Source organism: Pseudomonadota bacterium (assembly GCA_039033415.1).
GTDB lineage: Bacteria > Pseudomonadota > Gammaproteobacteria > Xanthomonadales > SZUA-38 > JANQOZ01.
The window spans coordinates 55,757-68,415 of the sequence record JBCCCR010000005.1; the positions used below are offsets into that span (position 1 = coordinate 55,757).

The window sequence follows — 12,659 nt, forward strand, 5'->3', positions numbered from 1 at the left end:
ATTGTTCCTAAGCACGGCACGTGCGTCAACATGGTCTGACACTTGGAGGTCCCCTCGATTGAGTAATTCTGCGGCAATTGTCATTGGCAGCGGCTTTGGCGGGCTCGCGGCGGCCATGCGGCTGGCAGCCCGGGGCTACCAGGTCACGGTCTGCGAACAGCTGGACAAGGCCGGCGGCCGGGCTTACGTCTACGAGCAGGATGGGTATACCTTCGACGCCGGCCCCACAATCGTGACGGCCCCGTTTCTCCTGGAAGAGCTCTGGGCCCTGTTCGACCGCAAGCTCGCGGACGACGTGGACCTGATCCCGGTAGCCCCCTACTATCGAATCCGCTTTGCTGACGGCACCCATTTCGACTACAGCGGCGACATCGAGGCCATGAAAGCGGAGATCGCCCGCTTCAATCCGAATGACGCGGCGCACTACGACCGCTTTCTCAAGGCCAGCCAGAAACTCTACGAAGTGGGATTTGACCAGCTGCTGTACGAGTCTTTCGACACGCCCTGGAAGATGATCAAGTGCCTGCCCGACCTCATCCGCACGCGCTTTTACAGCACCGTTTATCGCATGGTGAAGACGTTTTTCTCGGATCCGAAGCTGCGCATGGTGTTCAGCTTTCATCCGCTGCTCATCGGCGGTAATCCGATGACCACCACCGCCATCTACCTGCTGATTGCGCATCTGGAGCGCAGCCATGGCGTGCACTACGCCATGGGCGGTACCGGTTCCATCGTTAAGGGGATGGTTAAACTCATCGAGGAAAACGGCGGTAACTTTCGCTACAACAGCAAGGTCGAAGAGGTGATGATCCGCGACGGCCGCGCTGCCGGTGTGCGGCTGGCCGGCGGCGAAACGCTCGATGCGTCGCTGGTCGTGTCCAACGCAGACGCTGCGGCCACCTACAAGTACCTGATCCCCGAACAGCACCGCCGGCGCTGGACCGATCGGAAGCTGGCGAAAACCAAATACTCGATGAGTCTGTTCGTCTGGTATTTCGGCACCAAACGCCAGTACGTCGACGTGCCGCACCATATGATTGTGCTCGGGCCACGCTACGACGGCCTGCTCCACGATATCTTCAATCGCAAGGTGCTGGCCGACGACTTCAGCCTCTACCTGCATCGCCCAACCGCCAGCGATCCGCACATGGCCCCGGAGGGCTGCGACGCGTTCTACGTGCTGTCGCCCGTCCCCAATCTTCAGGCCGGCATCGACTGGCGGGAGCAGGCTGAACCCTATCGAAAAGCCATCGAGGAACACCTGGAAGCCACGGTGCTGCCGGGCCTGAAGGACGAGCTCGCCACCTCACTGATGCTCACGCCGCAGGAGTTTCAGGATCGGCTAGGCTCGGTGGAGGGCGCTGGCTTCAGCATCGAACCGGTGCTAACCCAAACGGCCTGGTTCCGGCCGCACAACATCAGCGAGGATATTCCGGGGCTATATCTGGTCGGCGCGGGGACCCACCCTGGTGCCGGCATGCCCGGGGTAATCTCGTCAGCTAAAGTGTTGGATAACCTGCTGGCTGAGGCTTCTTAGCCGAGACCTAAGCTGATGGCCGCCTCCGCCGCGGCCAGTCGGCCCGACTGGGCGGCCATCGGAATGCCGGCGCCAGGGTGGACGCTGCCGCCGGCCAGGAACAAGCCCGCAACCGGTGTCGCTGAGCCCGGCCGCGTGAACGAGCCCCAGGGGCCGTGCGTGGGCCGACCGTAGAGCCCGCCGCGGCTGCCCGGAAATCGAAGGCCAAACTCCGCGGGACTAGTGACCACCTGGGCGTCGTCTTCCACCACCAGCGTCAAACCGTGTTGGGCCAGATGGTCGCGGAGCGATGTCACGTGTCGGGCCACGACGTCTTCCGGCAGCGCTTTGGGCGGCGCGTTGATCAGGCAGAAAAGCCGCTCGCTGCCCGACTCGGGCGCCTGATGATCCGCCCGGTCCTGGGCGCAGATGTAGACCGTGGGACGCGCGCAGATTTCGCCACGTTGGAACACCGCTTCAAACTCATCCACATAATCGTCGCCAAAGAACACCGTGTGGTAGCCCAACGGGAATCCCTCCGGTCGGCCGACGGCGCTCAGCGTAATCGCCGACAGCGTGTAGCCTTGTTCGGTTCGCGGTTTAGCTCCCGACACCACGCCCCGGCCCAGCAAGCCCTCCACCAGTGCCTGGCTATCGCCATTAAACACCACCGCGTCAGCGGCAAGCTGCGCACCATCTTTGAGCGTGACCCCCGAGATACGGCCACCATTGGAATCGATCGCGGCAACCTCTGCCTCGCAGCGTACTTCGCCACCCGCGCTAGCCACCGCCGCCGCCATCGCGTCAGCCACGCGCTGCATCCCGCCGCCCACCAGCCAAACTCCCCGCCGCTCCGCCTCAGCGATCAGCATCAGCGTTGAGGGGGCAAGAAACGGACTGGAGCCGCAGTAAGTTGAGTACCGGCCAAATAGCTGGACCAGCCGCGGATCCGAGAAGATCTTGCTCAGCTCTTTCCACAGCGAAACGAACGGATTGGCGGCCATCAGCCCCGGCAGCCCTCGCAGGCCAACGCGAAGCCCGAGCTGCATCGCGTTGGGCCGGGACGCCCGCATGAAGCTCTGATCCAGCGTATCGAAGGTCTTGGCCGACTTGGCGACAAACTGGTCGTAGGCCCGCGCCTCGCCGGCGCCGGCAAACTCGGTGATCGCGTCGCGGCTGCGTCCGCTGTCGGTGAACAGATCCAGCCGGCTGCCGTCCAGCCAGCTGTGCCGAGCCAGGAGGTTCGAGCTGTTGAGCTCTACGTGCTCAGAAAACTTGAGGCCTGCGCGGGCGAACAGGTCGTCGAAAACCCAGCGCATGGTCATGACGGTGGGCCCCGAATCGATGGGCTGGCCGGCGACGGTCACCTCGCGCATCTTGCCGCCAGGGCGGGCCTGGCGTTCCAGCAGCGTGACTCTGGCGCCTGAGCTCGTGAGGTCCAGGGCTGCCGCCAGGCCACCCATGCCAGCGCCGATCACCACCACGTGCGGGGCGGTCATGCCCGAAGCCTCACGCGGCAGGCGATCTCTTTGGACGGGCGCGTTGTCAGGCGCGCCACGGGGCGAACCTCCGCAGGGTTTTCCGGCTCGAAGTCATAGCGACGAACGAGGCTTGCCAGAATCAGGCCGCTTTCGATCGTCGCGAACGCCGCGCCGATACAGACCCGTGGCCCGAGACCAAACGCCAGGAAGGTATTGTCTTTTTCCGCCTGCTCGCCGCCGCCGAGAAATCGATCGGGAACAAAGCGGTCCGGGTGGTCCCAGAGCAACGCATTTCGATGAGTGGTCCACGGCGAAATCATCACCATGGCGCCACGCTTGATGCGTCGACCAGCGATGGTCGTACTTTCGGTGGCGACCCGAGGAATAAAAGTGATCGGCGGGTACAGCCGCAGCGCCTCGCGAAACACGCTGCGCACGAGCGCCAGCTTCTTCACGTGCTCGAAGCGTACCGGGCCCTCGCCAACCACCTCGTCCACCTCCTCACGCAGCCGGGCCACCGTATCAGGCTGCTGCGACAGCATAAAAAAGGTCCAGGTGAGCACGCTGGCGGTTGTTTCATGGCCGGCAAGAAAAAACACCCCGATCTGATCGATCAGCTCCTCACGGGTAAACCCTTGACCACTTTCCTCGTCGCGGGCAGCCATCACGGCGCCGACGATGTCGTCCACCGGCTTAGCGTCCGGCGCCAGGCGAGGCGCCAGCATCTCGCCGATATGGCCGCGGATGCGTTCACAGGCGTCCAGCACCTGCTTGGGCTGGTCGACATGATCAAAGGCTTTGCCAAAGATCAGCCGACGAATTTCGACGCTCGCTACGGCGCGCTCAAACGCGGTAAACGCGTTGAAGACGTCTTTGGCGCGCTCGGACTCCAGCGACTGAGAAAAAATGGTGCGGCAAATGACGTCGGCCGTGAGCTGACTCATCGCAACGTCCAGCGACAGCGGTTCGCCGGTGGCGGCGTGCCGATCGAGCGTTTCCTGGTATTCCGCCACCGCGTCCGCCATCGCCGGAAAGGCCAGGTTGATCCGCATATGAGAAAACGCGGGGTCGATCATGCGCCGCTGGCGACGCCAGGTTTCGCCGCTGCTGACAAAGATCGAGTCACCCACCAGCGGTTCGAGGGCACCGACAAACAGATCGTTCTTGGGAAAGATCTCCAGCGGATCGGTCATCACGTCGCGAATACACTGCGGATCGTTGATCAGCACGATCGATCGTCGGGAGTATCCCAGCGGCGTGATCCGTTCACGATACGCTGCCTTGGGCACCAGGCTGAGCAGGTTGCCGTCCCCTTCGCCCATCACCCGGAGCAGCGACCGAAGGGGGCTCATAGGTATCGGCGCCGGCGGGCGGTACAACGAATCAGTCACTCAACCGCCTCCGTCGGCCCGGTCCATTCGATATCCCAGGTTGCTGCCTCGCCAAAGCTCATGTTCCCAAAAATGGTCCGCGACAGAATGGACCAGGCGGTGAACGGCAGCAAGAGAAAGGGCAGCGGGTCGCGAAGCTGGAAGCTCACATCTTTAGCGCGCAGCAGCTGGCCAAGCTTTTGTCGAAAGTGATCCCGGCGAAACAGGGACGCCTGAGTCTCCGTCAGGCACGGGTAGAACTGCTGAAACAGCCGCTGGCGCCGAAAGCGCAGCCCGCTGCAGCCAGCCGGCTCGAGCAGCGCCGCTGCAAGGTCCTTGGACTCAAAAAAATGAACGCCGCTCGTGGCGCGCGGATTACACTCCAGCCCGAACACGCCGCCGTCGGCATCCACCATCAGGTCCAGGCCGATAAACCCGCTTAAGGCCCCACCCTCGACAAACCGCTCAACCCAGTCAACCACCTGCGGCGGCGGGTCGATGCGCTCAAAGCAAACCGCCACCGTGCCCGACACGACCGTGCCCCGATAGACAACCGTCGCCAGCGCTCGGCCCTCGTGAGCAACCGTAAAGCTGCAGAGCTCTTCGCCCGCCACGCGCTGCTGTACCAGCCACTCCTCCGGGGCCTCGCGCTTTGGTAACGGCGCCCCCGCTGACACCTCCTCGAGCCCAACGCCGGCACAGGAAAACTCTCGTTTAACGATGACCGGCTGGTCGCGATTGAGCTCAGCGGCCTGGGGGTCACTGAGACGGGCCGTGGCGGGAACCCCGAGATCAAGTCGCTCGCAGAGCTCAACAAAAGATCGCTTCCCGTGCACCTGAAGCAGGCGCTCCAGCGGCATCGATCCAATTCGAACCTTCGGATCCAGCCGCCCGTGAAGGGCGGCCACGTGGAGGATTTCCTCCGATACCGGCAGCACCAGGTCCACGTTTTCCCGCTGAACAATGCGACAGAGCGCCTCGAGATAGGCTTCGGGTTCGCTGACAGGCGCAGGGACCTGAAAGCTTCTCGAAACCGCCCGCGAGCTGCCGCATAGGTGGCGCCGGCCCGGCTCCGCCACCAGCACGCGCCAGCCAGCCTCGGCCAGGCATCGAGCAAGGTCCAAGCCCTTTGGCAGGCGCCCCAGGGTGAGCAAAACGGTGCGAGATGGCGTCACGATGGCGGGCTTCGCCCATCTCCTGGCGCGCCGGCGGAGGCGCAGCCGCGGTGTCGAATCAACGGGATCCTGCCGACAGCTGGAGCGTGCATCGGGTTATCCTATCGGACTTGCAGCCATTTGAGCAGAGCCGCGTGTTTGCCCAGTTTGACAATACCTACCGCCAGCTGCCCGAAGGCTTCTTCGCCCTGCGATCACCGCGCGCGCCGGCAGCGCCGCAGCTGATGATCTTTAACCAGGACCTGGCGACCGAGCTAGGGCTGGACCTGTCTCAGCTGGACTCAGACCAGCTCGCAGAGATGCTTTCCGGTAAGCGTCTGCCGGACGACGCTGAGCCCCTGGCGATGGCTTACGCCGGTCATCAGTTTGGCCACTTCGTGCCGCAGCTGGGAGACGGTCGTGCGCTGCTGCTGGGTGAGGTTGTGTCGCCGGCCGGTGAGCGGCGGGATATTCAGCTCAAAGGCGCTGGGCCAACTCCTTTTTCCCGCGGCGGCGACGGGCTCGCCGCCATGGGGCCGGTGCTGCGGGAGTATCTGCTGAGCGAAGCGATGGCCCGGCTCGGCGTTCCGACCACGCGGGCGCTGGCCGCCGTGGCAACCGGGGAGCCGGTTTATCGAGAGCGCGGGGCGGAGCCCGGCGCGGTTCTCACGCGGGTGGCATCGAGCCACGTGCGGGTGGGGACGTTTCAGTATTTTGCCGCCCGCGGGGATAGTGCGGCGCTCAGCACGCTGCTCGACTACGTCGTTCGCCGCCATGACCCGGAGCTTGCTGGGGCAGATGAGTCAGACAAGGCGCAAGGCCTCATCAAGGCCGTGATCCAGCGGCAGGCAGCGCTGGTCGCCCAGTGGATGCGGCTGGGCTTTGTGCACGGCGTCATGAACACCGACAACTGCGCGATCAGCGGTGAGACCATTGACTACGGGCCGTGCGCCTTCATCGACCGCTTTGACCCTCGCACCGTGTTCAGCTCGATCGACCACCAGGGTCGATACGCGTACGCCAACCAGCCGGGCATCGCGCAGTGGAATATCGCCCGGCTGGCCGAAACGCTGCTGCCGCTGCTGGACACGGACGAAGAAAAGGCGCTGTCGACGGCCAACGAACTGATCACGGGCTACACCGAAGTTTGGCACGCCGCCTATCGCCGGGCGATGGGCCAAAAGCTCGGGATCAGCGAAGCAACGCCTGATGACGACAAGCTGATTGAGGATTTCCTGAGCCTGCTGTCCGACGGAAAACTCGACTTCACCGCCACGTTCCGGCAGCTCGCCGAGCTGACCGTCGAGACGGAGGAGGACGCGTTGCCGGAGACGATTGCGACGCGGGATGCGGGGCGTTGGAAACTGTGGCTGTCACGCTGGCGGCAGCGCTTGGCCGAACCCGCGGGCGCTGAATTCAATCGGATCACCGAGCGCATGAATCAGGTCAACCCGGCCATTATCCCGCGCAATCATGAGGTTGAGCTGGCGCTGACAGCGGCAGCCAGCGAAGGAAACCTCAAGCCGTTTCTGAAGCTGCACAAAGCGCTGCAAAACCCTTTTGAGAGCACGCCAGACAACCTCTGGCTGCAGAAGCTGCCTGTTGCGGGCCTGCCGCCCTATCGAACGTTCTGCGGCACCTGACGGGCACTGCGCCAGCGTCCGAGTGCGTCCCAGGCAAACAGCGCAACGCCACACCAGATCAGCGCAAAACAAATCGCCGTCGCCGGCGTGATGGGCTCGCCGAAATAGACGCCCAGCAGAAACTGAATCGTCGGCGCCATGAACTGCAGGAACGCAATAGCGGAAAGCGTCAGCCGCCGGGCCGCGACCGCAAAAAACAGCAGCGGCAGGACGGTCAGCGGCCCACCGAGCATCAGGCCGATGTTCTGGTTGGTGGCGGTGTTGAGAAACACCAGCTGTTCGCTGCTGACGAGCCAATAAAGGTAACCGACGGCCAGCGGCGCCAGCAGCAGCGTCTCGATCAACAACCCCGGCATGGCGCCGACAGCAACCTGTTTTCGGACGACACCGTAGACGGTGAAAGACACGGCCAGCCCGAGGGCGAGCCACGGAACCTGACCGCCGCTAACTGTCAGCACCGTGACACCGGCCGCCGCCAGCAGTACGGCCAGCCACTGCGGACGACCCAGCCGCTCGCCGAAAAACATCACGCCAACCAGGACATACATCAGCGGATTGATGTAGTAGCCGAGGGATGCCTGGAACACCTGTTCGCGCTGCACGGCCAGAATGTAGGTGATCCAGTTCAGCGCAATCACCGTGGCCGATAGGCAAAGCCATGCGAGCGTCGACGGCTTGCGCAGGATCCCAACAAGCTCACCAAGCTGCCGTCGAACGATCACTATCGCCAGCCCGAAAGGCACAGCCCAGACCACGCGATGGGCCAGCATCTCCAGTGCGGGCACAGTGACCACCCACTTGAAATAGAGCGGCATAAAACCCCAGAGCAGATAGGCTGCCACCGCCGCCGTCAGGCCGTCATTGGCCTGAGGCTGCTGAGCTGCGCGAGGTGTTGCGTTCAAAGCGAGAAGGTCCCGAGGAGGAGAGCGGGCACATTACCAGCTTTCGTGTGAATGCCCGGACAACAATTCGATAGCGCACGGCTGCCGGTGGACAGATCACGCTGAGCGCCAAACTGTGCTCGCGGTCACACGACGAGACAAAGGTCCTCGCTACCCTCGGAGATCAACGCTTGAGGTAAGCCATGCGCCTGACCCGGAATCGATCCAAGACCGCCGACACCCCCCGCCGCGCTCTAACTCCCTGGCCCGTCATACTGCTGCTGGCTCTACCCGGAGCCACGTGTCTCGCCGGCTCCACTTACGAACCGGGACAGCCAGCCACGATGGATCTGGCCGAAGTGGCCCAGGGGCTGGGCGACAACGGCCAGATTTTTCCTACAGACCTCGTGGCGTTCCCTGACGGCTCCGGCCGCCTGCTGATCAGCACACTGGGAGGCAGCATACGGTTAATCGACGGCGCGCTAACGGCCACGCCCTATATCGATACGGTCAGCGACGACACCATCAACGCGGAAAACGGCAACGCTTCGTTTGGCCTTACCACCGTGGCCTTTCACCCCGATTTTGCCAACGTGGGAACGTCGGGGTTCGGTCGCCTGTACACCGTTGAACCCGAGGTCACCCGGGCCAATCCACCGCCGGATTTTCCTGGTATTCGCAATGATTTTGTCGGCGGCAACAATCCGGCCCACGATCGGGTGCTCTATGAGTATCGGGCCGACTCGCTCGGCGCTAACGCGTTTGCCGGACTAAAGCGGGAGGTGCTGCGAATCCATGAGCATCGACGCGGGCACGACGTGAACGACCTGGCGTTTGACGCCGGCGGCTACCTGTACATCGCCGTCGGCGACACGGTGATCAGCGGCAGCGCCCAGGAGCTGGACAACGTGTTCGGCACCATTATGAGAATCGATCCGCTCGCGCCGGAGCAAACGCCAGGCAGCACCGATCCGGTGAGCGACAACGGCGCGTATCGCGTACCCGCCGACAATCCGTTTTTGAGCACCGCCGACGCGGTACCAGAGATTTTTGCGTACGGACTGCGCAACCCGTTTCGCATTTTTGTCGACCCGCTCACCGACGAACTGTGGGTCAGCAGCAACGGGGCAAGCTCACGCGAGTCGGTCTATCAGGTCAGCCTTGGCGACAACCTCGGCTGGCCGTTCTTTGAAGGAACGCGACAGAACAATCCGCCGCCAGCGGGGTTTAGCTACGTGCCTCCAGTCTTTGAATACACCCACAGTCTCGGGCAGTCCGTGACCGGTGTTGTTGTCTATAGCGGCAGCAACCTGTCGGGGCTCACGGGCCGGGTGGTCTTCAGCGACTTTCTCGGGAGCGGCTCGGGGGGCGCCCGCGTGTTTTACGGTGACCCCGAAACGGGTGTCTATTCCGACCTTGAGGCCAGCGGCCCGGTTGAGCTGCCCTCAACGCTTGTCTCCATCGGCCTGGACCAGGCGGGGGAGATGTACTTCCTCGGCGGGGACGGTCGCGTCCTGGGCACCAACCCGGACGGCCTCCTGTTTCGAAATGGCTTCGAAAGCAATTAACAGACTGCTGAAAAAGCCATCCATGGCCCATGTTTATGGAGATGGCAACGACGCCAAGTGAAAAATGCGATTTTCACTTGGCTCACATTTTCAATGGCTTTTAGCCATCGAAAATGTCGGCACATCCATGTGCCGAGCGCAGCACTCCGCGCGGCCCTCTAACGTTCGAGGCTGGTGCGACCGGGCTGGGTGCTGAAGGCTCCGGGCGACGGCCAGTGCGGCTGCCAGCTATCGCGTTTGGCGAGCAGCGCGTCGGACAGGAGAAAGCGAGGGTCGGTGATACGCGTCGGCATCAGAACCCCATCCAAGTGATCCAGTTCGTGCTGGAACACGCGCGCCGCAAAACCCTCCAGGCGGGCCGCGGCCGGCTCACCATGCGCGTTCAGCCCGCTGACCTCAATCTCCGCCGGTCGCGAGACCCAGCCTCGCAAGCCGGGCACTGAAAGGCATCCTTCCCAGGCCCAGCATGAACCGCTGCTGGTATCGATCACCGGATTGACCCAGAACTGAAGCGGAAACGCCTCCGCATCCGGATAGCGATCGTTGACGCCGCTGATTCCTAAACAAAACACCCGCGCTGCCCAGCCGACCTGCGGCGCCGCGATACCGATACCGCCGTAGGCATCCATACAGCGGGCCAGCGTGTCGAGACGATCAGACCAATCGTCTGCCGCAATGTCCTCCGCTGATACCGCCGGCTGCGGCTCCATCAGCGAGGCCTCACCCCAAAACACCAGGCCAGGCAGGTCCGGCGTCGAAGCTACCACTGAGCCATGTAACCCTGGCTGGGATTGTTTTGGCCGGCCAGCAGATCCAGATAGGTTTGGCCGATCGACTCGAGACCTTGCCTGACGGTCACCTCAAGCGCGCGACCGGCCAGCGGTAGAAAATCTTGCCAGGCGGTGGCTAGACGCCGCTGAAACTCCGCAGCGCCCCACTCAGCAACGCGACGTTCAACGTGATTGGGCGCAAACAGAAACTGCGGCTTAGGCCCGAAGGCGGGCGGCGTGTCGCTCCGCGACTGCCAGTGAGAGCCGCCGATGGCACAGCTGTACTTCAACCGGCTGTCCCACCGCTCATGAATCTGATCGCGCAGCGCGCCGTTCCCGGCAATGTCGACGTAAACCACCGGCATCTCCGAGTCCAGCGTCTCCAGCTCATCGTAGCTGACCACCTGGTCATAGCAGCCGAGTCCCTCGGTGAAGGCGACGTTGCCCGCTGACGTCAGGCCGATGCACGCCACCTCCGAGCGCGCCTGGAGTAGATGCGCAATGGCCATCGCGGTCTTGCTCGAGGCACTCGACAGTAGCACCTTTGCCGCCCCATAAAACTGCTGCTCGGCCAGAAAATCGTCCGCCACAAAAGCGGTGGCGAAAAGGGGTTTGAACAGCGCCTGCTGCGCCTCAAATTCGGGTCGGTAAAGCGGGTCGGCTGCTGTACGCATGTACTGGTTGTAAACCGCAGGGAGCTCGCGCCGATGTTCCGCGCCGTCTTCGATCATGGCGGGCGTTTGACGAAGCGGCGTCATCAGCAGGTGCGAGGACAGCGGGAAGAAGCCGAATAGGCGCTCCCCGGCAGCGATACCCTCAACCCGACTCTCCATCACGGTGCCAAACCCCCAGACCGGCAGCACGCCCCAGTCGTCGGCCGCGGGGAAAAACCGCCAGTAGCCGAGCGTCTTGCCGTGATCCGCGTAACTGATGTTGTTGGCCGTCAGCGCAAAGCGCTCAATGGTGCAGACCAGCTGACCGGCTTCGGGGACGGGCGCGGACGCACGATGCCATTGGGTCTTATCCAGCTGGCCTTGCTGGATCAACAGGGTGTTTTGGTTGCTCATAAAAGGGGCTTCGGGTGTTTTCGATATCTTAGCGTGCGCCGCCTGGCAGGGTAAGATAGCCGTAATCCACCAGGTTTTTTTGACATGTCATTGCCCCGCGAACTGAGCCCCGTCGAAGTACGCATCCTGGGTTGCCTGATCGAAAAACAGGCCACCACACCGGATCAATATCCGCTCACCCTGAACAGCCTGACCACCGCCTGCAATCAGAAGTCCAGCCGCCACCCCGTGACGTCTTACGAGATCGGTGAGATCGGTCATGCGCTCAGGCAGCTCGGTGATCTGCGGCTGGTCAGCGAGTCGCGAGCCTCCCGGGCCGCGAAATATGAACACCACTTTGCCGAGGTTGTTCAGGTCCTAAAAAAGGAGCTGGCGGTGCTGTGCATCCTGATGCTGCGGGGCGCGCAGACGCCCGGCGAGGTGCGGACCCGTTGTCAGCGGATCCACGAATTTGACGATCTCGATGACGTCGTTTATGTCCTGGATCGACTGATTGAGCGGGAGCCGGCGATGGTTCAGCGCGTGCCCAGGGGAGCCGGGCAAAAGGACGATCGCTACGTCCATCTGCTCAGCGGGGAGCCGTCTGCCGAGCTGCTGGCAGCGCCCGCTGCAAGCGCTACCTCGGCCGGCGCCCGAAGCTCGCTGGCTCAGCAGGTTGCGGACCTGACCGAGCGTGTCGAAGCGCTGGAGGAGCAGCTGGCCCGGCTAGGGCCGCGTCCGATGGACTAAGCACAGGGCGTTCAGGCGTGCCCGGACCCCGCACGGGGTCTGAATCTTCGGGCTTTCGGGAAGTCTGGCAGGCTAGCTGTCGTCGCAGGTCCAGCGCTCGAAGCGGCGGACGGCAATCTGGCTGCCCAGGTCGCGCTCGGTCTGGCTGATGTACTGGGCTACGGTCAGGGTATCCGATCGCACAAACCGCTGGCTGAGCAGCAGCGCATCCTGGCGCACCGGCCTTGCGTCGGGCCAGGCACGCTGCAGCGGCTCCATTTCAACCTGAGAAATACCAATCGGGTCCATGGCCGCAATATGGATTGCGAGATCGCGGGCCAGGGCGGCAAACTCTTCCGTGCGAGCGGTGAAATCATCGCTGGTTTCGAGCTCCACCAGCACCCCGATGCGGCCGTTGTGGACGTAGCTTTCGATGTAACGATACATGGCCCGATTGTGGCGTTTTTCGCCGCCGAAGCGCAATACCTTTGACGGGCGAAA

Annotated in this window: 11 protein-coding genes; 4 read left to right on the top strand and 7 right to left on the bottom strand. The window is 63.2% G+C overall.

Annotation, left to right across the window (positions count from 1 at the left end):
- Nucleotides 1-58 precede the first annotated feature (58 nt).
- On the top strand, nucleotides 59-1,537 hold the full coding sequence (locus AAF358_05185; protein MEM7704923.1) for a phytoene desaturase: 1,479 nt from the start codon (nucleotides 59-61) through the stop codon (nucleotides 1,535-1,537).
- Here AAF358_05185 and crtD read toward each other — a convergent pair.
- Genes crtD through AAF358_05200 form a run of 3 tightly spaced genes read right to left on the bottom strand, consistent with a single transcriptional unit; the run spans nucleotide 1,534 to nucleotide 5,542 of the window.
- Nucleotides 1,534-3,015 carry a 1-hydroxycarotenoid 3,4-desaturase CrtD gene (crtD, locus tag AAF358_05190; GenBank protein MEM7704924.1) on the bottom strand — a complete coding sequence of 494 codons (1,482 nt, stop codon included), beginning with the start codon at nucleotides 3,013-3,015 and terminating at the stop codon, nucleotides 1,534-1,536. The two genes, AAF358_05185 and crtD, sit on opposite strands and share 4 nt — an antisense overlap.
- Complete coding sequence (locus AAF358_05195) at nucleotides 3,012-4,349, bottom strand: cytochrome P450 (GenBank protein MEM7704925.1); 1,338 nt, start codon at nucleotides 4,347-4,349, stop codon at nucleotides 3,012-3,014. Before AAF358_05195 ends, crtD begins: the two co-directional genes overlap by 4 nt.
- Before the next feature lie 35 nt (nucleotides 4,350-4,384).
- A complete protein-coding gene (locus AAF358_05200; protein ID MEM7704926.1) occupies nucleotides 4,385-5,542 on the bottom strand; it encodes an ATP-grasp domain-containing protein in 1,158 nt (385 codons plus the stop codon).
- Nucleotides 5,543-5,592: 50 nt separating this feature from the next.
- Between AAF358_05200 and AAF358_05205 the strand changes: the two genes are divergently transcribed.
- Complete coding sequence (locus tag AAF358_05205) at nucleotides 5,593-7,164, top strand: YdiU family protein (GenBank protein MEM7704927.1); 1,572 nt, start codon at nucleotides 5,593-5,595, stop codon at nucleotides 7,162-7,164.
- Here AAF358_05205 and rarD read toward each other — a convergent pair.
- Nucleotides 7,140-8,066: an EamA family transporter RarD gene (gene rarD, locus AAF358_05210; protein MEM7704928.1), complete on the bottom strand. Its 927-nt coding sequence runs from the start codon at nucleotides 8,064-8,066 to the stop codon at nucleotides 7,140-7,142. The genes AAF358_05205 and rarD overlap by 25 nt on opposite strands.
- A gap of 182 nt (nucleotides 8,067-8,248) precedes the next feature.
- Between rarD and AAF358_05215 the strand changes: the two genes are divergently transcribed.
- Complete coding sequence (locus tag AAF358_05215; protein MEM7704929.1) at nucleotides 8,249-9,613, top strand: PQQ-dependent sugar dehydrogenase; 1,365 nt, start codon at nucleotides 8,249-8,251, stop codon at nucleotides 9,611-9,613.
- Between the two features lie 158 nt (nucleotides 9,614-9,771).
- On the opposite strand, the gene AAF358_05220 is transcribed toward AAF358_05215, so the two are convergent.
- Nucleotides 9,772-10,380: a peptide deformylase gene (locus tag AAF358_05220; GenBank protein MEM7704930.1), complete on the bottom strand. Its 609-nt coding sequence runs from the start codon at nucleotides 10,378-10,380 to the stop codon at nucleotides 9,772-9,774.
- Nucleotides 10,374-11,450, bottom strand: coding sequence for a DUF2855 family protein (locus AAF358_05225; protein MEM7704931.1), 1,077 nt, complete (start codon nucleotides 11,448-11,450; stop codon nucleotides 10,374-10,376). The genes AAF358_05220 and AAF358_05225 overlap by 7 nt, the downstream gene beginning before the upstream one ends.
- Nucleotides 11,451-11,534: 84 nt before the next feature.
- Between AAF358_05225 and AAF358_05230 the strand changes: the two genes are divergently transcribed.
- Nucleotides 11,535-12,179, top strand: coding sequence for a YceH family protein (locus tag AAF358_05230; protein MEM7704932.1), 645 nt, complete (start codon nucleotides 11,535-11,537; stop codon nucleotides 12,177-12,179).
- 72 nt (nucleotides 12,180-12,251) lie between these two features.
- On the opposite strand, the gene AAF358_05235 is transcribed toward AAF358_05230, so the two are convergent.
- On the bottom strand, nucleotides 12,252-12,605 hold the full coding sequence (locus AAF358_05235) for a hypothetical protein (protein ID MEM7704933.1): 354 nt from the start codon (nucleotides 12,603-12,605) through the stop codon (nucleotides 12,252-12,254).
- Nucleotides 12,606-12,659: the final 54 nt, after the last annotated feature.